The organism is Rhodococcus sp. T7, assembly GCF_009872365.1.
In the GTDB taxonomy this organism is placed as follows: Bacteria; Actinomycetota; Actinomycetes; order Mycobacteriales; family Mycobacteriaceae; genus Rhodococcus_F.
The window spans coordinates 1-22,438 of record NZ_WXYH01000025.1; the positions used below are offsets into that span (position 1 = coordinate 1).

Below are 22,438 nucleotides of genomic sequence, written 5' to 3' on the forward strand. Positions count from 1 at the left end.
TGGGGTTGATCCGTCTCTCGCCCTGCTGGCGGGGTTGCTATGAACCGTTGGACTCAACTCACCCTGACACGCAGGGGCACGAGCCGAACCCGACCACTATGCGCGGGTGCGTTCTGAACAGCGCCGCCGCAGAGATCTGGGGCACGCCCAACAAACCGTCCCAGACGGTCAGCACCCTTCACGGGCAGCACGAGGTTGCCGACCGCCTCGGTACCGCGACCCTGCGAAAGACCACCCCGCCGGTCCCGGTCACAGCTCCCACAGTCCGAGCAACGCGGCTCGCAGGCTCGGGGAACGGACGTAGTGATCGGTGTGTAGCCGGGATCCCGGATGTCCAAGATCGGTGAGCGCCTTCGCTGCGCCGGCGAGGGGCAAGGCCGGCAGGTCGGTGCGGGTGCGCAGGAAATACAGCACCGCGCCGCCGGACCGCGGGACCCGCATGGCATCGGAGGTCACCACCGCCGGCGGGTAGACCCACTGGTCGTCGGCGGAGACGAAGACGATCACATCGCCGCGCCGGATGGTGCCGGGTTCGTCGAGGCGGAGGGAGTCGAGTTGGTATCTCACTGCCGGCCCACCGGTGGCGTGGCGGCCCCGTTGCTTGTCGAGCACCCGTTTCTCGGTGGGGGTCGGTTCGTAGTCGACGGCATGTTTGACGAACATCCGGGTGACCTGGGCGGGCAGGAAGTCCGCTTCGGCGCGGATCCGGCCGGTGACACCGGGAAGCGGGACGGCCCGGCCGATCTCCCACTCCCGGATGGCGTCGTCGAGGAACACTTGATCGACTTCGGTGATCTCGGTGAGAGCGTCGATGAACTTCCGTACCGAGGCGATGATCTCGGGGTCGTCGGTGATGACCACACCGTCGTCGGCGAGGGTCGAGTTCTCGGAGGCGTTCGCCGACCCGATCACCGCCCGCGTGGTGGTGGCGATGACTTTGGCGTGCAGGGTGGGGCAGGAAAGTACCCGGACACCCTTGTTCAGGTAGTGCGCGAGGGCTGCGGGGGAGGTGGCGTGCGCCTTTATCGCGGCCCTGGACGCGTTGACGACGAGAACGTCCCCGGCTCGCAGCGGCAGCAGGTCGGGTGCGTCCTGGCCGAGGTAGCCGATCGCCGCGTACCGGGCGCCGCGGGTGCGGATCGCGCGGGTGATGTGTGGCCACGGACTCGGCCCGTGGAAGGTGGTACCCATACCGACAGACGGTAATCGGCATGCAGGGGACAGGTGGGGCAATAGCCTGCCAGAAGCGCAGGTAGTGCGGAGCCTGATGCTGTGCAGTATCTTTCGGTATAGATGCGATCGTCCCGCGGTGACGTCGGGAATGCGCGCTGCTGAATATGTCGACGGTGTGGTCGCCAGTGGTTCGCGATATAAGGGAGGGCCAAGTCCTGGAGAGTGTACGAGGTCGTCACGCACCTCCTCGGGGTGGGTTATGCGGTCGATGCCGCGGGTGTCACCTTCTGAGCCGATTCGGTTCGGTAGTGGTGGTGCTGTCGCCGCGGGATTGTTGCTCCAGATCTGCCTCCAGATCTGCTTCGGGAACGCGGTGAACGCCAACAGGTCCGACCGTGCGGCGTGGAGGTGGTCGGCGACCTTCGGCCGCTTCTCAGACAGAGCGTCGATCACCCGATCATATTGGGCGTGAACAGAAACGGAGTCCGGTTGGTCGTAGACCGAGTGCAACCAGTCCGGGAAGTACGAACCCGCGCGCAGCTTGGGGATCGCGACGTTGGGAGTGCCGGCCCGGGTGGGGGCACCGCCCGGCAGGAAGTGCTTGGGGGAGCGAAGTCGCGGTGCCGGTACCCGTTTCGGAAGTTGATACAGGCATCGGAGCGTTCGCCGAAGCCGGCACCACACGGTCTGTCGGCCTCGGCACGCATCAACGCATCGATGAACGTGGACAGCAGGATGCGCAGCAGCTCGGGGCCAACACCCGGGTGACTTTGGTCGGTCTCTCGCAGAGTCACGCGATGGCCGCTTTCTTGGGTTACGACACGCCGGTCAGGTTCGGATCCGGTTCGTACACCACTCTGCTGGACGCAACCGCGAGTAGCATGACACTGCAGCAGGGTCGGGATTGATCCATCACGAGAGGCTAACGTCCGTCGTGCAGCAATTCGTCGTCCCTTCGTAGCCTGGGCCGCGGCATCCGTGGCGGTCCTCGCGATCCCGCTCTGCTCGTCCGCCACTGCGACCGCGAACGCACCGTCGGTCCCGGTAGCGACGACCACGGCGTTCCAGGTCCCGGTCCGGTTCGTCGCAGGATGTCTGCTGCTGACCACCTTGGCCTGTGACTACCCGCCGCCGCTGTCGACCGTGACGCCGTCAGCAACGACGGGTGCATCCGGCGTAGTGACCTTTGCGGCGGAGCGTTCAGCGACGAACTCGAGATACTGCGTCGCCGTGTCGGTGAACTGGCGGAACCTGACCACCGGCGTCGCCGGCACCACCGCCCTCCGACTCGCGGAGCCCGAGCACAGTCGGCCCACCGCACCGGAGAATCGGTGCCGATACGCCCCTACGACGGTCGTCACCGGCAGCGGCACGATCGCCGCGGTCGCCGACGTCGGCGCATATCCCCCTGTCGATGGGTACCAGATACTGGTCAACCCGGGGCTCGGCACCTTCCCTGTCCCGTAAAGCATGTGATACATGCTCTATTCGGGCAGTCCGATCTCGCGAGCGACTGTGTCGATTATCGGGTCGTCGTCGGCCGCTTCTGTCACCTGCCGGTGGAATTCTTGGAAGCGTTCGTGACGCTCCTTTGGATCACCGCTCTCTGCCGGCGGTGCGAAGTCCGGATTGGTCGAGTTGATCATCAGTTCTAGCTGGGTGAGTACCTTCTGCTTCTTCGTTGCGCTCACAGCTGACCTCCCTGTCTCGTGGACCGATGGTACCTGTGACACAACCACGCGACCGTGGCACTGTGCCGGCGGATCTGTTCGCGTATCGGCTCGTGTTGCGTCAACCCCGCGCACATGCGGTTGGCGACCAACGTCGTCATCCGCACCGAATACCACTTGTGTCGCCGCAATCTCGCCAGCCCGTTCGCCGACGTCCGCGGTCACGCGGGACGTACCCGGGCTATCGCCGCCGCGATCCGCACCGGTCTCGCCCGCGGCGACGATCCCGACAGCATCGACAGGTCGAGCTCGGGTGCGGAGGCCAGGTATTCGATCTGCGCCAATGTCACCGGGACGGTGGAACCCCCGATGGGGGTGCTGATGATGATCTGTTGGGTGGACGGGAGGACGATCGAGAAGTAGGCGCTGCCGTGCTCGGGATAGAACCCACGGGTGACAGTGGACCCGTCTGCTGACACCGTGGTGATGCGATTCGGGTCGATCTCGTTCAAGTATGCATTCTGCGGTGACACCTCGGGTTGACCGCTGGCGACGACGATCTCCAGCGCGTGCCCGGTCGAGCCGGGCCACCTTCTCCTGGGTCAGCTCCGGGCCGTTCCCATCGGTGAAGGCCCCACAGGATCGCATCAGCGGGACGGCCGGGATGACGGGTGCCGTCACCGCCAGGGACCGGGTGGTGGCGATCGCGGTCAACTCGTCGAGGGTCAACGGGATGCGCCCGCTGTGCCGGCCGCCCGCCCTCGGGTCGGTGTTGTCGGCATCATTGGCCGTGGTCACCATCCGGGTGCCGTCGGGAAGCTACGCGACGACAGTGCGTTCGAGCGTGCAGACACCGTTGACCTCGTACCAGGTGTCCAGTAAGTCGAGCAGCGTGCCGTCCGGGCGGGTGTCGCGTCGATCCACCGCTCCTGCGGTAGATCGATCGAGGAGGGCTCGGACATCGTTCTGGCCCTGCACCGCCCGCACGCGATCGACGGACAGCTCGGGATGGCCACCGCCGACTAGCGCACCGGATCGATTTCGAGGAAATCGTCACGGGCCGGCACAGGCCCAGTTCATACGCTCATGGCATGGCATCTTGTAAGCACCGATGAGCGAATTAGACTGTTCCCCAACAATGTTGCAGGTTCCGGATCTAGATGAGGGTTTCCGGGGTGGGCATTCGCTACGTGCGATCGCCCCATCCTGTATGTCCTTTTGTGTCGCATTCGGATAACGGACAAGTCGACGGCGCGCACTTCCTTCGCGCCGTGCGTACACGTGGGCTGACGCCGGCAGGTTCCGGCTGCGCTAGTGTGCCAAAGATACCCATGGGGGTATTGTCCTCGGGACTGGAAGATACCCGGGGGGTATAAAAGGCCGATCAATACCCCCGGGGGTACAGTGGGCGACAAGTCGAGGAAAGGAACTCGCCATGGTCGGCGTCGATGACGACAACATTGCCTTGGTGCTCAACCGGCTGCGCCGTGCCCACGGTCAGCTCGCCGGGGTGATCTCGATGATCGAGCAGGGCCGCGACTGCAAGGACGTCGTCACCCAGCTCGCCGCGGTCTCCCGGGCCCTGGATCGGGCCGGGTTCAAGATCGTCGCTTCCGGCCTGAGGGAATGCCTCACGGGCGAGACCGCCGAGGGCAAGGAGCCGATGACCGAGGCTGAACTCGAGAAGCTCTTCCTCGCCCTGGCCTGAGCCTCGCGCACCCGACTGCTCACAGAAACGGGCGACCGTGACCGACACCCTCCTCCAGCTGGGGGAGAGGGTGGTCCCGCTGTTGCACCGTCTCGGTGTGCCTCACCTCACCGTGTCCACCCCTACGAGGCGATGGCGCACCGGGCTCCGCGCCAAGGGCGATGACTGGTGCAGTGTGCAGGGTGGTCGACAGTGCGGGTGTTATGAGCGTGTCCGGCCTGTCTGTCCAGCTATCGAGTGATCGGCGACGGTCACCGGGGGCCGGTAGCCACGCCCGCCCGGGGCGTGAGCCCGAAGAACACAGCGTGACTTGTCATCTCACGCACGTGGGGTTTGCGTTCTTCCGCGTAGTGATCGAGTAGCGATTCCGGTAGTGCACCCGTGATGACGGCGTGCAATTTCCGGCACAGGGTCGCGACGCCCCGAATGTCGGAAGCCATGCCCTCACCGATCCATGGCGGCATGACCTGTTCGGCGTCGCCGGTGAGAAAGATCCGGCCCACTTGGCACCGGTCCGCGAAGCGGACGTGGTAGCGATACACCACGGCATGCAGGATTTTGACTACCTTCTCGGTAATGCCCTGTCGTTCGAGTAGTCGCCATACTGCTGCCGGACTGGCCAGTTCCCTCTCGTCCTCACCTGGAAGTGCAGTCGACTGCGCGACGGCCTGGATCGCCGTGGGACCGCAGTCGATCGTGTGTCGGCCATTCGTTGATCACTTCGGTGTCGATCACGATCCATCGATCCTCGCAGGTCTTTCCCTCAGGCAGATGCTCAGCTCAGTGGTGTGGACCCTGGGAAAGTCGCGCTAGGGCGGTACGGCCCGGTATCGCTAAATACCTTGGCTGAGTAGGCTCTTCGCGAAACCGGCAAGGAGAGCAACAGGCGCCGGTCACGCCGGCCGGGCCCAGGTCGGACTCGCGGCCTCGCGTTCGGCACTACCCGAACCTCGCGGGGGGATATCTCGCCTCACCATCCGGGAAGCGGTGTCCGCGGCGAGGCGTGGTGCACCTCATCTCCCCAAAATGGGCACCCGCACTGTGACAACGAGCACTGTTGGTTGAATACCCCCGGGGGTATAGGCACGATGGTTGCAGAGCCCGCACGAACCGCCCGTCGGAAGGCAACCGGATGATTCTCGAGCAGTACTACATCGAATGCTTATCCCACGCGTCGTACCTGGTCGGCGACCAGAGCACAGGCCGAGCTGTCGTGATCGACCCACGCCGCGACATCACCGATTACCTCGTCGACGCACGTCGCCACGGGCTGACCATCGAGGGCGTGATCAACACACATTTCCACGCGGATTTCGTTTCTGGCCACCTCGAACTGCGCGAGTCCACCGGTGCTTGGATCGGATTCGGGGACGCAGCCGAGACCGACTACCCGATTCGCCGATTCCGGCACGGGGAACGCCTGTCCCTCGGCGACGTCGACATCGAGGTGCTGGCTACTCCAGGCCACACCTGGGAGTCGATCAGCCTGCTGGTACGAGAGCGTCCACATACAATTCCTGTCGCGGTGCTGACCGGGGATGCGCTGTTCATCGGTGATGTCGGTCGCCCAGACCTGGTTAACCTCGCAGGCGGATCCGCGACCGACCTCGCCCGGGCCATGTATCGCACCATCCATCACACCCTGCTTGCTCTGCCCGACTCGACTACGATGATGCCCGCCCACGGCGCGGGATCCGCCTGCGGCAAGAACCTGTCGCGCGAATTGACCTCGACGATCGGCGAGCGACGCCGCACCAACCCCTCGGTCCAGCCGATGAGCGAGGAGGCGTTCGTCGCCCTCATCACCGACGGGCAGCCAGCGGTGCCCGCATACTTTGCCGCCAACGCTGCGCTGAATATGAGCGACCGCCCTCTGCTCGCTCAGCACCGCCGCGTCCCTGCGATGACTGCAGCCCAAGTCCGCATTGCACTTGCCTCTGGCACCCGTGTAATCGACGCCCGCACCCCCGACGACTTCGGTGCCAGTCACCTGCGGGGCACGGTGAACGTTGGGTTCGACGGCCGATTCGCCGAGACCGCGGGCATGGTGGCTGAGATCGGAGAAGAGATCGTGCTGATCACCTACCCGGGACAGGAACAGGACGCGGCCATGCGACTGGCTCGCATCGGCTCGGACCGCGTTGTCGGCTATCTGACCGTGGACGCCGGCGAGCCCTTCCCAGCGGAATTGGCGGATCTGACGCAAGCGGCCCCCAAAACCACCGCTCACGCACTGGACGACTTACTCGCCGCGAACGCGGTGGCCCTCGTCGACATTCGCAATCCGGGAGAACGTGAGCTCGGGGCTATTCCGAGCGCTGCGTCGATCCCCCTGGCACAGCTACGACTCAGGCTCGACGAACTCCCCGCCGATCGGCCGATCGTCGTGCACTGCGCCGGCGGCTGGAGGTCGAGCGTAGCGGCCTCCCTCCTACGCGCACACGGCTTCGAACAGGTCAGCGACCTTGTTGGCGGCTACAACGCATGGGCGGCACGCACCGCCGCCTGACCCCGCCGGGTCCATGTAGACCGAAACCCCGGCCAGCCAGAGAAGTTTCCTTCCAGCCACCGTCCGACCACCAACGTCATAGGCCCCTTGTCGGGGCACGACATCGATCCAACGGAGACATGCCATGTGTTACACCATCAACTGCTCGAGCTGTGAAAAGACGACGTGGGCAGGGTGCGGCCGGCACGCTGACAGCGTCCTGCGGTCCGTGCCGGCAGCCGACCGGTGCACTTGCGCCGCCCGGCCCACCCCTCAGCCGAAGTCGGGATTCATCCGCGCGCTCTTCGGACGTTGATCGCGCGAACTCCGCTATCGCGCCGACGAGGCGAATACTGATCGCCGGCCCGCAACCGACACCCAACCCACAGTCGGACTAACCTCCGGCGTTTCACGTGCGAAGACGGAAAGTGGACCATGACCCTCACAGCAGCGCTCATTCTCGGCGCGGTCATCGGCGTCCTACTCGGGCTACTCGGCGGCGGCGGATCCATTCTGGCCGTCCCAGCCCTCGTCTATGTCCTCGGACTCGATATCACGCAGGCGATTCCGATCTCTCTTCTCGTCATCGGCATCGCTTCCGCCGGGGGAGCCCTACCCAAACTTCGCGCGCACCAGGTCCAGTGGCGCCTCGCTGGTATCTTCGCTGCAGCGGGCATCCCCGGCACATTCGTCGGCAGTACTGTCGGGCAGCTACTCCCGCAATCGATGGTGATGATCGGCTTCGCAACGGTGATGATTGTTGCCGGTTTGCGAATGCTGCTGGCCCACGGGGGCACAGGGGCTGCGTGCACCACCGGAGATTCCGGAATCAACTGGCGCCGCTGTGCTTCCCGCTCGATTCCGGCCGGATTCGCGGTCGGAATCCTGACCGGGTTGTTCGGTGTCGGCGGCGGATTCCTCATCATCCCGGCCCTGGTGTTGATGCTCGGCGTCGAAATGCAGGTCGCCGTTCCACCTCATTGATAATTATCGTGGCGAACTCGGCCGCCGGACTCATCTCGCACCTGGGCGGCGCGAGTATCGACTGGGCGATCACCGCCGCCTTCGCTGGAACCGCGGTCATCGGATCGCTGATCGCCGGCCACTTCGGCGCCCGTATGCAGACCGACCGACTCCAGCGCTGGTTCGCGTATCTCATCTTCTCAGTCGCTGCATACGTCGTGTTCGATACCATCTGTCCGAGATGAGCGGGCCGCTCCAGTCCAAAAGATGTTTCGGTACTCGAGTGAGAACTGATCACAAGGAATGTCCGGTGTGGTCGAGGAAGCGTGCCACGTAGCTCGAGCCGATCCGAGTCGGCCCGGACTCGGTCGCCACACGGATCTCGTCGAGGGTATTACGAGCCGGGCAGCGGGGACGAGATCGAACGCGCCTACTACCGCGGATTGCTGACCGACGATGAGATCGGCCGGCTGACGGAACGAAACAAGGGCGCCCTCGAGCAGGCGGCACGGTCTGTGTGATTTTCCCGGATCGACTCCTTCCAACGACGCCAAGCGGTCTTCGCCGTGCGTTCGCCGTCGTGCAGTAGTTCGGCAACGACCTGGTCCGGCGGCGAGGTCACCGGATAGCGCTCACGGCGAGCAGCCCGGATCGATGATCACCACGACCGCACGTCAGACTCCAGCCACGCGTGGATCGGTGGCGTGGGTGGGCGTGGGCAGCGGCATTGCTACGAATGCCGAAGCCGTCCTACATTGGGGTATGTGTGACGGAGTGCCGGTGATCGCCGTGCGTGATCTCCGGATGCGGTACGGCGACAACGATGTTCTGACGGGCGTCGATTTCGATGTGTATCCGGGTGAGGTGCTCTGTTTGCTCGGGCCCAATGGCGCTGGGAAGACCACCACGATCGAAATCCTCGAGGGGTTCCGGATTCGGTCCTCCGGGCAGGTCACGGTACTCGGAATGGACCCCGCTTGGGCCGATGAACAGTGGCGGGCCCGTACAGGAGTGGTGCTGCAGTCCTGGCGCGATCACCCCCGGTGGACGCCGCGTGGGCTGCTCACCCAGCTCGGCGGATACTATGCGCCGTATTCCACCCCCGACCGGGTCCGGCCGCACGAGGCGGAGTTGCTGTTGGAGGCGGTGGGGCTGACCGCGCTTGCCGACCGCAAGATCGCGACCCTCTCCGGCGGTCAGCGGCGCCGCCTCGACGTCGCGATCGGCATCGTCGGTCGCCCCGAGGTGTTGTTCCTCGATGAGCCGACCGCGGGATTCGACCCGCAGGCGCGGCGCGAGTTCCACCAACTCGTGCGTCGTCTCGCCGATTGGGAGCACACCACGATCGTGCTCACCACACATGACCTCGACGAGGCCGAGAAGCTCGCCGACCGGGTGCTGATCCTGGCCGGTGGCAGAATCGTCGCCGACGACAGCGCCGACACCCTGGCCCGGAGGGTGTCCGGTGACGCCGAGATTTCGTGGTCACGCAATGGTGAGCGATTCGCGGTCTCGGCCGCCGATGCGACCGCCTATGTGCGTGAGTTGCTGGCCCGGCACGACGACATCCGGGATCTGGAAGTGCGCCGGGCCAGCCTCGAGGACGCCTACCTGGCTCTGGTCCGGCAGCACGAGGCCGGTCACGCGGAGGCCGCGGTACGGCTGTTCACGAGGGAGGTCGCCGGATGACGCCGCGGGTGTGCGCAGTGCGGTTGGGTCTACGCCGGGGCTGGACCGAGTTCGTGCAGAGTATCCGCAGCACCCAGGACCAAGAGTTCTACCTGTTTCTGGCGGTGCTGGTGGTGGGTTACCTGTACTTGCGCCGCGACACCCCGGTCGAGGGCACCGGTCTGACGGTGCCGTCGGTGGCGTTGCCGAGCATCCTCGGAGCGCTCATCGCCGTCGGAGTGGTGGTCGGTCCGGCGTTCAGCCTGGCGATGGAGAAGGAGGACGGCACGCTGCTGCGGGCCAAGGCGGTTCCCAACGGCACGGTCGGCTACTTCACCTCGCATCTGCTGCTGCAGTCGCTGAAGCTGCTGCCACAGATTGTGGTGATCCTGGTACCGAGCTTTCTGCTCTTCGACTCGCTCATGGCTGAGCCCGCCGGTTGGTTCACCGTCGCCTGGGTGCTGGTGCTGGGTTTGCTGGCGGTGATGCCGATCGGCATGTGCATCGGTGCGCTCGTTCCCACCATGCAGAAGGTGAACACGTGGGGAATGTTGCCGGTGATGCTCCTGGCGGGCATCTCCGGGATCTTCTATCCGATCCAGCAGTTGTGGGGCTGGGTGCAGGTGCTCGCGCAGATTTTTCCGATGTACTGGCTCGGACTGGGGATGCGCTCGGCGTTCCTACCGGATACGGCCGCGGCGCTCGAGATCACCGGGACCTGGCGCACCGGGCAGACGGTGGTCGTGCTCGGTGTGTGGGCGGTGCTGGGTGCAGCGGCGACACCGAAGATTCTGCGCCGGATGGCGAGGCGGCAGACCGGGTCGCAGGTGCAGGCGGCCCGCGACGCCGCGGTGCAATGGGTGCGGTAACCGGCGGTGGACGAGGCGGTGCGCGAACGGTGTGGAGTGCGCGCACGACCTTCCTCTACGGCCACACCCGCAGACAGACGGCAATCCGAGAATCTGCCACTGCCGGGGCGGCGGGCGGCTTAGGGTCGACAGAACCGGACATCTCTGTTTCGTTGGAACGGAGTCGAGCAATGGACGACACCACGCTCCTGTGCTTGCCCTACGCGGGTTCGGGAGCCTCGTTCTTTCGGGGCTGGCGCGGGTTGGCCCCGAAAGGCTTGTCCGTCGTGCCCCTGCAGCTGCCAGGGCGGGAGGAGCGGTTCGTCGAGCCGCTGTTGACCGATGTCGCAGCGGCCGTCGAAGATCTGTTGTCCCGAGCGCTCTGCGAGGGCCAGGACGCCGAGAGGATCGCGGTGTTCGGGCACAGCCTGGGAGCCGTTCTCGCCTACGAGCTCACGCATCGGCTGGTTGCGGAGGGCGATGTGCCGGTGACACGACTGTTCGTCAGCGGGTCACCGGGACCGCGCCATGTTCGCGAGATTCGCGCGGCACTGCTCGATGATGCCGAGTTCCTGGCCCGGGTCCACGAACTGGCCGGATACTCGCACCCTGCTTTGGAGAACCCCGAATTGCGTGATTTGTTGTTGCCGGTCCTGCGCGCCGACGTCGACATGCACGAGAGCTATCGGCCCCCGCCGCACCCGTGTCTGGACATTCCGATCACAGCCCTGCGCGGTCGTGACGATCACTTGGTCAGCTCGGTGCAGGCAGCCGAGTGGCAGGCGGCTACCACGGCCGACACCTCGGTGCTGGAACTCGACGGCGGCCACATGTACCTCACCGATCACCCGCACGCTCTACTGCGCCTCGTCGCTGCCCAGCTCGCGGAATCGGGTTCCCGATGAGTCCGGACCTGGACGGCAAGGCGTCCGTCGTGACCGGAGCGGCCAGGGGCATCGGCCGGGCGTGCGCGGTGACGTTGGCCGCCGGCGGTGCGGACCTGATGCTGGTGGACGTCGCGCGGAATTTGCCGGGTGTTCCGTATCCACTCGGCACGCCGAGCCAGCTCGAGTACACCGCGGAGTTGTGCCGCGCCCAGGGGGTCTCGGTGCTGACGAGTGCGGTCGACGTGCGCGTGCTGGGTGAGGTCAGAGACGCGGTGGACGCCGCGCACGAACGGTTCGGCCACATCGACATCCTCGTCAACAACGCCGGAATCGCGGCGCCCTCGGGGTCCCTGGCCCATGAGATCGAGGAGGACGAGTGGCAGTTGATGCTCGACATCGATCTCTCCGGGGCCTGGCGCACGATCGCCGTCGCCGGAAAGATCATGGTCGGGCAGCGCAGCGGCAGCATCATCAATATCTCGTCGACAGCGGGCATTGTCGGCTACCGCCGTTTCGCAGGTTATGTCGCCGCCAAACACGGATTGATCGGACTGACGAAGGCCGTTGCGCTCGACTACGCCCCGAGCGGGGTCCGGGTGAACGCCCTGTGTCCTGGTTCGGTGCGCGACAGTCCCGCATTCGAGGGCAGAATGCTGGCCGAGATCACGCGCTCGCTCGGTCTGGAGGTCGAGGAACACGAATCCGTATTCGTGCAGTCGCAGCCGAACAACGCTCTCATCGAACCCGAGGACGTCGCATCCGCCGCGCGATGGCTTGCCTCCGACGACTCGCAGCATGTCACCGGCACCGTCGTGACGGTGGACGGCGGGTTCACCGCGCGATGACGGCGGACGGAGGTGGCGCTCCGGCGCTTATGATGTGGACCGTTCTTCGGTAGAGTTACCTTATGCACCAATCCCATTGGGGTCGGGCTGGGCTGGCGCGCGCGGCGTACGGCCATGCGCAGTCGGTGCGAATAGCCAGGGGTGTCGATCCTGATGCGACAGCGGAGCTGCTGGAGTCCGCGGGGGCGCGATGGTGGGGGGATGAGGTTGCGGCCCCGCGCTTGTGGATCGAACGGGTGGACGGATCTGCCGCGGACGCCGCCGCACGGTGTCGTCGAGACCGTGAGTTGCGGCGGCCGGTCGGCACGAACGGGTGCGGGGTCAGGGCCGTTCTGCTGCTCTACTCGGACGGGGTGGCCGACCTGGTTCTCGCAGCGGACCGCCGGGATCTGGATTCGACGTCGCTTGCCACGATGAGTGAGGTCCTGACCGGTGACCTGGGGGTGGACGCCGTATCGGCGGGGCCGCTCGGCGAGCACCATGACGGCGACGCCCTCGATCCGTTGCCGTCGGCGAGTATGGGACGCCATCGATTCCCCTGGGCGGCAGCCGCCCAGCGTTCCGGACCGGTGTCCTACGAGTATGCGCTGGGGCGGATCGATGGGGACATCACTGCCACGATCACCGTCGCGGCCGCACTGGTCCTGGGCCGGTACGAGCACCGTGACAGCGTGCGGGTGGCGGCCTGGTGCGAGGATCGAGATCGTCCGTCGTGCGTCCTGGGCGGTTTCTACCACTGCGTGGTGCCGACGGTCGACTGCTCCGAAAACGCTGTGCTGCAGGAAGTTGTCAGCAGCACGCTCCATTCGCTGGATCAAAACGCTCGTGCCCCGCTGGACACCGACGCCGCCTACGGTCCGCGCGGCATTCGCGAGGTCGGCGTCGGTGTGCTGGGTGGGACGACGACGTTCCCCCGGGCCGCCCGGGACTGGCTGGCCTGTCAGTCCGCACCGCTTCCGCTGACCCTCGCCCCCGTCGTCGACGCCACCGGAGCAGTCCTGCTCCAACTACATCGTCAGCAGGATGTGGTGGATGACGAGGCCGCACGGCAGTTCGGGCGGCACGTGATGCACATGTGTCATCAGCTGCGCGGTGCGGGTGCGAACGTTCGCGTCGGCGATCTCCCGGTGGGTGACGAGCAGACGAATTCTGGGGCGGGTCTCGACGTGGTCGCGCCGCCCGTACCCGGTCCAGGACGGATCGAGGCGTTGTTCCGGGTCCGCGCGAAGGACCAGCCCGACGCGATTGCAGTGGTACACGGTCATCGCCAGCTCACCTATGCCGAGCTCGACGACCAATCACGGTGGGCGGCAGCTGGCCTCCGGATCCGTGGGATCCGCCCGGGGGACCGGGTCGGTCTGTGCCTGGATCGGTCCGTGGAGCTGATCGTCGCCATGCTGGCGGTGCTCGACGTGGGGGCGGCATACGTCCCGATGGATGTGCGGCATCCCGCGGACCGGCTCGCGTACACCGTGGACGACGCCGACGTGCAACTGGTCGTCACCGACGTCGAGGACCCGGCGTGGAGCCGCGAGATCCGGGTGGTCTCACCGCGGGAGCTGGTATCGACCCGAGATGACACCACGGATACGGACGGGAACGGGCCCGGCACGGACGCGGCGGCGTACGTGATCTACACCTCCGGTTCCACCGGTCGACCGAAGGGTGTGATGATTCCGCACCGCGCTGTGTTGGCGCTTCTCGCGGCAACTGCTGCGGACTTCCGGCTCCACCCCGAGGACACCTGGTCGATGTTTCATTCGTCGGCCTTCGACTTCTCGGTCTGGGAGATCTGGGGTGCGCTGCTCACGGGAGCGCGACTGGTCATCGTGCCCTACTGGATTTCTCGGTCGCCGGTCGAATTCCATGCACTGCTCGCCGACGAGCGGGTGAGTGTCCTGAGTCAAACTCCCTCGGCCTTCGCGCAACTCGCCGACGCGGACCGGGAGCTCGACCGCCTCGGCGCGCTGCGCCTGGTCGTCTTCGGCGGCGAGTCGCTCGATGCGCGGACGCTTCTGCCCTGGATGGACCGGTATCCGGAGTCGAGATGCCGACTGGTCGACATGTACGGAACAACGGAGACGACGGTGCACGTCACGGCGCACACCGTGACGCGCGGCGACGCGGTGGCCGGCACCCGGGTAGTGGGACGACCGCTGCCCGGCTGGTACGTGTTCGTGCTCGACGAACGAGGACGACCGGTTCCGGGGGGTGTGGACGGGGAAGTGTACGTCGGCGGTGTGGGGGTCGCGCTCGGGTATCTCCGTAGGCCCGAGCTCACCGCGGAGCGTTTTCTCCGTGTCCCGTCGTGCGGGAACCGAAGGCTGTACCGAACCGGAGACCGGGGTCGACTCCGTCGCGACGGCACGCTCGAACACCTCGGCCGGCTGGACACTCAGGTACAGATCCGCGGCTTCCGGGTCGAACTCGGTGAGGTGCGCAGTGTGCTGCTCGACGATCCCTCCGTCGTCGATGCGGCGGTGGTGACCAGTGGAAGTGACGACGCGCCAGGAGGATTCGGTCTCGATGCGTATGTGGTGTCCTCGGACGAGAACGGCAAAGCGATTCGGCAGCGGGCCGAGAAGTTCCTCCCGGAGTACATGGTGCCGCGCACCATCACAATGGTCGACGCCCTTCCCCTCACGATCAACGGCAAGCTCGACGTGGCCCGGCTTCCCGAACCCGATCGGCCCGCGCCGCGCTCCCCGATACCCCACGGATCCCCGGCAGGTGGGCTGGCCGGAACGCTCACCGACATCTGGGAAGCGGTGCTGGGGGTACCGATCGCCGCCGACGACAATCTCTTCGAGCTCGGCGGCAACTCGTTGTGCGCCATCAAAGCCGACAGCATGATGCGCCGTCAGGGGTTGCCGGTGCTTCCGATGCGGGAGTTGTATCTGCATCCGAGTATCAACGGCATCTGTGCCACCCTCGACAGGCTCTACCCGTCGCCGGACAGATAGGCCTCGACGATCGCGCCGATCTGCTGTGCGGGTCCGGGTTGCATCATGTCATTGTGGGCGCACAGCACCTGATGTTCGCGGATGTTTCCGGTGATCGACGGTCGCCAGGCATCGAGGGCCGTGCCTGTTTCCGGCGTCGTTGTCGCGGCGGTGACGAAAAGCACGTCCCCGTTGAATACCTCTGGAGTGAAGTGAGTCAGCATTCGAGACGAGCGTTCGTATCCCTCGTTGATTCGGCGCAGGTGCTCGGGTGTCAGAGCCGCCGCAGGCCCATACACCTCTTCGAGGACTTCTGCCGCTCGCGCGTAGGTCAGCTCGCCGGCATCGTTCGTTGCGGCCTCGACGCCGAGACCTTCGAGTAGCTGATCGACACCCAACTGCGCTGGTGGGGTGCCGTCCGGGTTCCCTGGGTAGCTGTCGAGGAGGATGAGGGAGGCAACATCGTCGCCGTCGCGGCGCAGCTCCGTCGCCACCGCGTAGGCGATGGTCCCGCCCAGCGACCAGCCGAGGAGATGGTAGGGACCCACCGATTGGACCGTTCTGATTTCCTCGACGTATCGGTGGGCCAGCTCCTCGATCGAATCGAGCTCCGGTCCACCACTGATCGACGGCAATTGCAGACCGTAGACGGGTCGACCCGGCGCGAGGTGCCGCACCAGCGCCGTGTACGCCCATGCCAGACCGATTCCGGCGTGCACACAGAACAGTGGTCGTGCGGTGCCGGTCGGGCGGAGCGGCACCAATACTCGCAGTGCCTCGTCCACCGTGTCCGGTGCGGATCGAGCGTCGATCCGCGCGGCGAGCCCGGCCGGGGTGGGATCGAGAAACAGCGCCTGCAATGGGACGGTGCGACCGAGCCGCTCCTGCAGGGTGGTCAGCACCCGGATCGCCGTCAAGGAGGTACCGCCGAGAGCGAAGAAGTCGTCGTCGACACCTATCCCTCCGGACCGTCCCTGCTCGGTGCCGAGGATCTCCGCGAAAGCATCGACCACGTCCCGCTCCAGTGGTGTCCGCGGTGGCCGGAACCGCGCTGTGCGCGACTGGAACTGTGGATCGGGAAGGGCGGCACGATCGAGCTTTCCGGTGGGGGTCAACGGGATGTGGTCGAGCTCGACGAAGGCCGTCGGCACCATGTGTGCGGGCAGCCGCCGGGACAGGTACTGGTCGAGATTCTCGGTGTCGATGGTGGAACCGGGACGAGCAACGACGTAGGTGACCAGCACGGTGTCTCCGCCCGGGGCGGGCCGGCCGAGAGTGACGGCGAAATCCACGTCCCGCCGAGCTGCCAGTGCGGAATCGATCTCGCCCGGTTCGATCCGGAATCCCCGAACCTTGATCTGGAAGTCGGTCCGACCTAGATGTTCGAGCGAGCCGTCGGGGAGCGTCCGTACCAGATCCCCGGTGCGATACATCCGTTCGCCCGCGCCGGCGAACGGGCAGGCGACGAAGTTCCGTGCGGTGTCGGCGGGTCGAGCGTGGTATCCACGGGCCAGCCCGGGACCGGCGAGGTACAGCTCGCCCGGCGTTCCCGCTGGGACGGGATGCAGCCGGCTGTCGAGTACCGCGGCAACGAATCCCCGGGCGGGACGGCCGATGGAGACCGGGCCGTCCGGCGTCAGCTGTTCGCTGATGTGCGACATGATCGTCGTCTCGGTGGGGCCGTAGGCGTTGAACATGCGCCGGCCGGGGGCCCAGCGCGTGGCCAGTGCCGGCGGGCACGGCTCACCCGCAACGGTCAGGACCCGTAGTGACTCGAGTCGACTGGGGTCGAGGGACGCGAGCGCGGTCGGGGTGATGAAGGCGTGACTGACGCGCGCGTCGTCGAGGAGTCGGGTCAGTTCTGGTCCACCGTAGGTTAAGGGTGGCACGATCACGACGTGGGCGCCGGCACAGAATGCCATGGTCAACTCGAAGATTGACGCGTCGAAGCTGGGTGAGGCAAGGTGCGACACTCGTGCGCCGGGTGCGACCGCCAGTTGCGTGCGTTCGTGTTCGGCCAGATTCGCCAGCCCGGTGTGGGTGAGCACGACGCCCTTCGGTGTCCCGGTCGACCCGGAGGTGTAGATCAGATACGCGGGATGGGCGAGCTTCACTGGAGCGAGTCGATCCGCATCGGTCAGGGCGGTCCGCTCATATGCGGAGAGGTCGTCTTGGAAGGCGGGGTCGTCGAGAATCAGCCAGGGCACCGTACCGGGGAGGTGTGCCCGATACGCGGACGACGTCACCCCCAGTAACGCTCGGCAATCTGTCAGCATGTGGTTGATGCGGTCGGCCGGGTACGTCGGGTCGACCGGCACCGGGGCGGCGCCGGATTTCACTACCGCCCACAGGACCACCACCGATTCGATGGAGCGTGGGAGAGCCGACGCGACAAAGGTTTCCGGTCCCGCCCCGCGATCGATCAGAAGTCGGGCCAGCCGGCTGGAACGCTCGTCGAGTCGACGGTAGGTGATCTCGCGTCCCTCGCAGCTCACGGCCACGGCATCGCAGCCCATCCGGGCCGCATCGGACAGCAGTTCCGGCCACGGCCGGGGATCCGGTCCTCGGGCGCCGACATCCGGTTCGCGCTCCACGGCATCGACGATCTCGATGTCACCGACCGGCCGGTCCGGGTCGTCGGCAACCGATTCGAGGATGCGGATGAACAGTTCCGCGAACCTGGCGACCGTGGGGGAGTCGAACAGGTCGGTGGCATAGGTGAAGGCCGCAGCGATTCCCGCAGGTGCACCGCCGCTGTCGAATTCCTCGACGACCAGGAGTTCGAGATCTTCCTTGGCGATTGCCGTCGCAACGGCGACTGCCTCGACCTCGACCTCGGGCAGGGTGAGGTGCGCGGGCCGGGCGGGGCTCTCGAACTCGAGCGACACCTGGAACAGCGGGGAGTGTGAGGTGGAGCGAACCGGGGTCAGCGCCTCGACGAGTCGCTCGAACGGCAGGTCGGCGTGGGTGAACGCGCCGAGATCGGTTTCGCGAGTGTGCGCGAGGAGAGCGGTGAACGTATCGGCGGCGTCGACACGAGTACGCAGGACGAGGGTGTTGACGAACATGCCGACCAGGTCGTCCAGTGCCGGTTCCGGCCTGCCCGCAACGGCGGTACCGATGGCGATGTCGGCGGTCCCGGTCAGTCGCGACACCAGCGCGGCCAGCGCCGCGTGCACCGTCATGAACAGGGTGGTGTTTCGGTGACGTGCCATCGATCGCAGGGCGCCGTGCACGTCCGCGTCGATGCGGAAGTCCCACCGGTCGCCGCGCAGGCTTCGCTGCAGTGGGCGTGGCCGGTCCGTGGGCAGGGGCAGAACCTCGGGCAGTCCGTCGAGCGTGCGTGTCCAGTACTCGAGCCCGCTCGCGAGCCGGCTGTGCGGGCCGGCCGGCGTCCCGAACAACTCGTGCTGACGGAGCGCGTAATCCGCGTACTGGACGGGCAGGGGTGCCCAGCGGGGCGGCTCGTGACGCGTCCGGGCGGCGTAGGCAGTGACGAAGTCCCGGGTCAGCGGGGCCATCGATTGGCCGTCGGCGCTGATGTGGTGCAGGACGAGGACGAGGACGTGGTGTTCGGGCGTGAGACGGAGCAGCCTGCAGCGCAACGGAGGGTCGACGGTGACGTCGAACCCCGTGGTCACGAACCGGGAGATGCGGGCCGTCAGGTCGTCATCGGTGGCACTGACGATGTCGGCGTGCGGGACTGCATCCCTGGGGGGCAGTACGTGCTGGACGGGCTGACCGTCGCGCAGCGGGTAGATGGTGCGGAGTGCTTCGTGCCGTGTCACGACGTCGGTCAGGGCCGCCGAGAGTGCGTCGGGGTCGAGCTCCCCGGTGAGGCGAAGCGTGACGGGAATGTTGTAGGCGGGTGAGGCGGTGTCGTACTGGTTGAGGAACCACATCCGGTGTTGTGCGGGTGACAGCGGGAGCACGGGGGGTCGGGGGCCGGCCATCAACGGTCGCGGGGAGTCACCCGTCCGTCGCGCCAGCTGGTGGGCGAGGGTGCGTGGCGTCGGGTTCTCGAACAGATCGCGGACTCCGAGATCGGTGTCGAGGGCCGCATCGACGCGCGCGACCGCTCGCGTGGCGCTGAGCGAGTTGCCGCCGGCATCGAAGAAGTTGTCGTCGACACCGACGTGGGCGATGCCGAGCACCGCGGCGAAGGCGTCCGCCACGATCTCCTCCACGGGAGTCGCGGCGCGGCGCGATCGGCGGGTGGTCGAGTCGATCCGAGGGTCGGGAAGCGCGGCGCGGTCGAGCTTGCCGACACGCGTCAACGGGATCTCGTCGATCGTCACGACGGCGGCGGGGACCAGGTACGAGGGAAGACGATCGGCCAGGTAGGTGCGCAGCTCGGTGGGCTGGGGGTCGGTGTCCTCGGCGGGCAGTACGTACGAGACGAGAATCGGGTCTCCGGCAGGTCCCAGCCGGCTGACGGTGGCGGCGTAGTCGACGTCGGGGTGCAGGGCGAGCGCGTTGTCGATCTCACCCGGTTCGATGCGGAAACCGCGGATCTTCACCTGGAAGTCGCTCCGGCCGAGGTATTCGAGCGCATGGGTGTCCCTCGTCCACCGCACCATGTCACCGGTCCGGTACATCCGTTCGCCCGGTTCGCCGAAGGGGTTGGCGACGAACGACGCGGCGGTGAGGCCGGGACGCCGGTGATAACCGCGGGCAAGCCCGCCCCCGGCGATGTAGAGCTCACCGGGCACACCGGCCGGGACCGGCTGCATTCGGCAGTCGAGGACGAGTTCGGCGACCCCGCCGATCGGGCCCCCGACGGTCACCGGAGATCCGACGGCCATCGGCTCACTGATGTTGCACATCACGGTGGTTTCGGTCGGGCCGTAGCCGTTGCGCAGTCGGCGACCCGGGGCCCAGCGGGTCACCAGTCCGGGCGGGCACGCCTCGCCTCCGACCACCACATCGGTCAGGCAGTGGAGGTCTTCGGGGTCGGTCGACGCCAGCGCCGCTGTGGGAACGAACGCGTGGGTGATCCGTTCGGAGGCCAGCAGCCGGGCCAGTTCGCTGCCGCCGTACACCGTCGGGGCGGTGATCACCATCGTCGTCCCGACCCCGAACGCCAGCAGATAGTCGAAGATCGAACCGTCGAATGTGGGCGAGGAGAAGTGCAGGACACGCGACCGTCGATCCGTCCCCGTCAGCTGGGCTTGGGTGGCCGCGAGGGTCGCGAGTCCCCGGTGGCTGACCACCACTCCCTTGGGGGTGCCGGTGGACCCGGAGGTGTAGATCAGGTAGGCGGGATGATCTACCCGCAGCGGTGCCCGCCGTTCGGAGTCACCGACGGCGGTCGCAGGGTAGCGCCCGATCGCCGCGGTGATGTCCGGGGCGTCGAGGACGATCCATCGGACGGTCAGCGGCAAGCGGCCTCGGTGGGCCTCGAGCGTGATACCGAGGATAGAACCGGAATCGGTGAGCAGGTGCTCGATCCGCACGTCGGGATAGGTCACATCGACAGGCATGAAGGCCGCACCGGTCTTGACCACCGCCCACGTCGCGACCACGGAATCGATCGACCGCGGAATCGCGAGGGCAACGAACGTTTCCGGCCGGGCTCCCTGTTCGACGAGCAGGCGCGCCAACCGATTCGATGTCTCGTCGAGCTCGCGGTAGGACACCACCCGACTTCCGTACGACAATGCCGGTGCCGCGGGGTCGAATGCGACCGCATCGGTCAGGATGTCGGCGAAAGTCCTGTCGGGTCCGGGAACAGCACCACGGGCGGGACGGAGTTCGCGCATCTCGGTGTCACTGAGCAGGTGGAGCCGGGCGAGGGGAAGATCTGGACGGGTGGCGATCATCTCCAGCACCCGGATCACCTGCCGCGCCAGGGATTCGACCGCCGTACGGTCGAGTGCGACCGGAAGATATTCGAACTTCAGGTGAAGAGCGGTTCCCTCGGTGACGGCGAGGGCGAGGGGGTAGTGGGTGGCGTCGGTGCCCTGGACATCGGTGATGTGGAGGCCGGTGGTGTCGCCGGTGGTGAGGGTGGTGGGGTCGAGGGGGTAGGACTCGAGGACGGTGAGGGTGTCGAAGGTGGCGGCGGGTCCGGTGGCGGTGTGGATGTCGGTGAGGCCGAGGTGGTGGTGGTCGAGGAGTCGGGTGTGGGTGGTGTGGGTTCGGTGGAGGAGGTCGGTGAGGGTGTCGGTGGGGTGGAGGGTGATGCGGACGGGGATGGTGTTGATGAACAGTCCGATCATCGTTTCGATGCCGGGGATGTGGGGTGGGCGTCCGGAGACGGTGGTGCCGAAGACGACGTCGTTGCGGTGGGTGTGGGTGGACAGGACGATGCCCCAGGCGGTGTGGAGGATGGTGTTGAGGGTGAGGTTGCGGTCGCGGGCCAGTGACCGCAGGGCCTCGGTCAGCTCCTCGGTCAGCGTCACCGCGCGCTCGGCCGAGGGGCCGGTCCGCCCCCGGGCCACCTCGGCCGGGACGAGCAGGGTGGGTTCGTCGATGCCGTGGAGGGCGTGTTGCCAGGCGGTGATGCTGTCGGTGGCGTCGCGGTGGGTGAGCCAGGTGAGGTAGTCGCGGTAGGGGGTGGTGTGGGGGAGGTGGTGGTCGTTGCCGGTGGTGTAGAGGTGGAGCAGTTCGCGCAGGAGCAGGGGGGTGGACCAGCCGTCGAGGAGGATGTGGTGGTTGGTGATGGCGAGGCGGTGGTCGGTGGGGGTGTGGGTGATGAGGGTCAGGCGGATCAGTGGGGGGTCGGTGAGGTCGAAGCGGGTGGTGCGGTCGGTGGTGAGGAGGTGGTCGGTGGTGGCGTGGCGGTGGTGGGGGTCGAGGGGGGTGAGGTCGTGGTGGGTGAAGGGCAGTTCGGTGTGGGCGGTGATGATTTGGGTGGGGGTGCCGTCGGGGGTGTGGGTGAAGGCGGCGCGGAGGTTGGGGTGGCGGTGGAGGAGGGTGTTGGCGGCGGTGTGGAGTTGGTGGGGGTCGAGGGGGCCGTGGAGGGTGAGGACGAGTTGGACGGTGTAGGTGTCGTGGGTGTGGGTGAGTTCGGAGTGGTAGAGGAGTCCGGCTTGGAGTGGGGTGAGGGGCCAGATGTCGGTGAGGGTGGGGTAGTGGGTTTCGAGGGTGTCGATGGTGTGTTGGTCGAGGGTGATGAGGTCGAGGTCGGTGGGGGTGAGTCCGCCTGCGTGGGGGGTGTGGGTGTGGGTGGTCAGTGCGGTGAGGGCTTGGGTCCAGAGTTCGGCGAGTTCGGTGACCTCGCCGGCGGTCAGCACCCCGGCCG

The 22,438-nt window shown here is 66.7% G+C and carries 15 protein-coding genes and 2 pseudogenes; 10 read left to right on the plus strand and 7 right to left on the minus strand.

Annotated features, from left to right (window positions below; genetic code table 11):
- Positions 1-249: 249 nt before the first annotated feature.
- The 3 genes and pseudogenes from MLGJGCBP_RS03965 to MLGJGCBP_RS54165 form a co-directional block, all read right to left on the minus strand.
- Positions 250-1,191, minus strand: coding sequence for a phospholipase D family protein (locus tag MLGJGCBP_RS03965; RefSeq protein ID WP_160094146.1), 942 nt, complete (start codon positions 1,189-1,191; stop codon positions 250-252).
- Between the two features lie 309 nt (positions 1,192-1,500).
- A pseudogene (locus MLGJGCBP_RS54160) lies at positions 1,501-1,686 on the minus strand (transposase); the annotation flags it as partial.
- Entirely contained in the window at positions 1,623-1,910 is a 288-nt protein-coding gene (locus tag MLGJGCBP_RS54165; protein ID WP_442972077.1) for a transposase, read from the minus strand. The pseudogene MLGJGCBP_RS54160 and the gene MLGJGCBP_RS54165, both read right to left, overlap by 64 nt.
- On the opposite strand from MLGJGCBP_RS54165, the gene MLGJGCBP_RS54170 reads away from it, so the two are divergent.
- On the plus strand, positions 1,794-2,081 hold the full coding sequence (locus tag MLGJGCBP_RS54170) for a hypothetical protein (protein ID WP_442972078.1): 288 nt from the start codon (positions 1,794-1,796) through the stop codon (positions 2,079-2,081). The genes MLGJGCBP_RS54165 and MLGJGCBP_RS54170 overlap by 117 nt on opposite strands.
- Positions 2,082-2,151: 70 nt before the next feature.
- Positions 2,152-2,640 carry a hypothetical protein gene (locus MLGJGCBP_RS03975; RefSeq protein ID WP_201452952.1) on the plus strand — a complete coding sequence of 163 codons (489 nt, stop codon included), beginning with the start codon at positions 2,152-2,154 and terminating at the stop codon, positions 2,638-2,640.
- A gap of 17 nt (positions 2,641-2,657) precedes the next feature.
- On the opposite strand, the gene MLGJGCBP_RS03980 is transcribed toward MLGJGCBP_RS03975, so the two are convergent.
- Positions 2,658-2,864: a hypothetical protein gene (locus MLGJGCBP_RS03980; protein ID WP_087561325.1), complete on the minus strand. Its 207-nt coding sequence runs from the start codon at positions 2,862-2,864 to the stop codon at positions 2,658-2,660.
- 200 nt (positions 2,865-3,064) lie between these two features.
- A complete protein-coding gene (locus MLGJGCBP_RS53670) occupies positions 3,065-3,355 on the minus strand; it encodes a hypothetical protein (protein WP_328799394.1) in 291 nt (96 codons plus the stop codon).
- Between the two features lie 923 nt (positions 3,356-4,278).
- On the opposite strand from MLGJGCBP_RS53670, the gene MLGJGCBP_RS03990 reads away from it, so the two are divergent.
- Complete coding sequence (locus MLGJGCBP_RS03990; RefSeq protein ID WP_087561326.1) at positions 4,279-4,551, plus strand: metal-sensitive transcriptional regulator; 273 nt, start codon at positions 4,279-4,281, stop codon at positions 4,549-4,551.
- Between the two features lie 251 nt (positions 4,552-4,802).
- Here the strand turns inward: MLGJGCBP_RS03990 and MLGJGCBP_RS03995 are convergent, their stop codons facing one another.
- On the minus strand, positions 4,803-5,246 hold the full coding sequence (locus MLGJGCBP_RS03995; protein WP_328799396.1) for an FAD-dependent monooxygenase: 444 nt from the start codon (positions 5,244-5,246) through the stop codon (positions 4,803-4,805).
- Positions 5,247-5,683: 437 nt separating this feature from the next.
- On the opposite strand from MLGJGCBP_RS03995, the gene MLGJGCBP_RS04000 reads away from it, so the two are divergent.
- The 7 genes and pseudogenes from MLGJGCBP_RS04000 (at position 5,684) to MLGJGCBP_RS04030 (ending at position 15,213) form a co-directional block, all read left to right on the plus strand.
- The gene (locus MLGJGCBP_RS04000; protein ID WP_160094139.1) at positions 5,684-7,060 is read left to right on the plus strand and encodes an MBL fold metallo-hydrolase; all 1,377 of its coding nucleotides are present in this window, start codon (positions 5,684-5,686) and stop codon (positions 7,058-7,060) included.
- Positions 7,061-7,474: 414 nt separating this feature from the next.
- Positions 7,475-8,247, plus strand: a pseudogene (locus MLGJGCBP_RS04005) (sulfite exporter TauE/SafE family protein).
- Positions 8,248-8,782: 535 nt separating this feature from the next.
- Positions 8,783-9,691, plus strand: a complete 909-nt coding sequence (locus MLGJGCBP_RS04010) for an ABC transporter ATP-binding protein (RefSeq protein WP_236580908.1) — start codon at positions 8,783-8,785, stop codon at positions 9,689-9,691.
- Positions 9,688-10,539 (plus strand): ABC transporter permease, encoded by an 852-nt coding sequence (locus MLGJGCBP_RS04015; RefSeq protein WP_160094141.1) that lies wholly within the window; start codon positions 9,688-9,690, stop codon positions 10,537-10,539. Before MLGJGCBP_RS04010 ends, MLGJGCBP_RS04015 begins: the two co-directional genes overlap by 4 nt.
- A 170-nt stretch (positions 10,540-10,709) precedes the next feature.
- The gene (locus MLGJGCBP_RS04020; RefSeq protein WP_160094142.1) at positions 10,710-11,423 is read left to right on the plus strand and encodes a thioesterase II family protein; all 714 of its coding nucleotides are present in this window, start codon (positions 10,710-10,712) and stop codon (positions 11,421-11,423) included.
- Complete coding sequence (locus tag MLGJGCBP_RS04025; protein ID WP_160094143.1) at positions 11,420-12,250, plus strand: SDR family oxidoreductase; 831 nt, start codon at positions 11,420-11,422, stop codon at positions 12,248-12,250. Before MLGJGCBP_RS04020 ends, MLGJGCBP_RS04025 begins: the two co-directional genes overlap by 4 nt.
- A 236-nt stretch (positions 12,251-12,486) precedes the next feature.
- A complete protein-coding gene (locus tag MLGJGCBP_RS04030) occupies positions 12,487-15,213 on the plus strand; it encodes a non-ribosomal peptide synthetase (RefSeq protein WP_328799395.1) in 2,727 nt (908 codons plus the stop codon).
- On the opposite strand, the gene MLGJGCBP_RS04035 is transcribed toward MLGJGCBP_RS04030, so the two are convergent.
- Complete coding sequence (locus MLGJGCBP_RS04035; RefSeq protein ID WP_236580909.1) at positions 15,192-22,430, minus strand: amino acid adenylation domain-containing protein; 7,239 nt, start codon at positions 22,428-22,430, stop codon at positions 15,192-15,194. The two genes, MLGJGCBP_RS04030 and MLGJGCBP_RS04035, sit on opposite strands and share 22 nt — an antisense overlap.
- Between the last annotated feature and the right edge of the window lie 8 nt (positions 22,431-22,438).

What these genes read in the sequence shown, in the direction of transcription:
- MLGJGCBP_RS03965 (WP_160094146.1), bottom strand. Translation starts at nt 1,191, where the DNA reads ATGGGTACCACCTTCCACGGGCCGAGTCCGTGGCCACACATCACCCGC.
- MLGJGCBP_RS04000 (WP_160094139.1), top strand. Translation starts at nt 5,684, where the DNA reads ATGATTCTCGAGCAGTACTACATCGAATGCTTATCCCACGCGTCGTAC.
- MLGJGCBP_RS04020 (WP_160094142.1), top strand. Translation starts at nt 10,710, where the DNA reads ATGGACGACACCACGCTCCTGTGCTTGCCCTACGCGGGTTCGGGAGCC.
- MLGJGCBP_RS04025 (WP_160094143.1), top strand. Translation starts at nt 11,420, where the DNA reads ATGAGTCCGGACCTGGACGGCAAGGCGTCCGTCGTGACCGGAGCGGCC.
- MLGJGCBP_RS04015 (WP_160094141.1), top strand. Translation starts at nt 9,688, where the DNA reads ATGACGCCGCGGGTGTGCGCAGTGCGGTTGGGTCTACGCCGGGGCTGG.
- MLGJGCBP_RS03990 (WP_087561326.1), top strand. Translation starts at nt 4,279, where the DNA reads ATGGTCGGCGTCGATGACGACAACATTGCCTTGGTGCTCAACCGGCTG.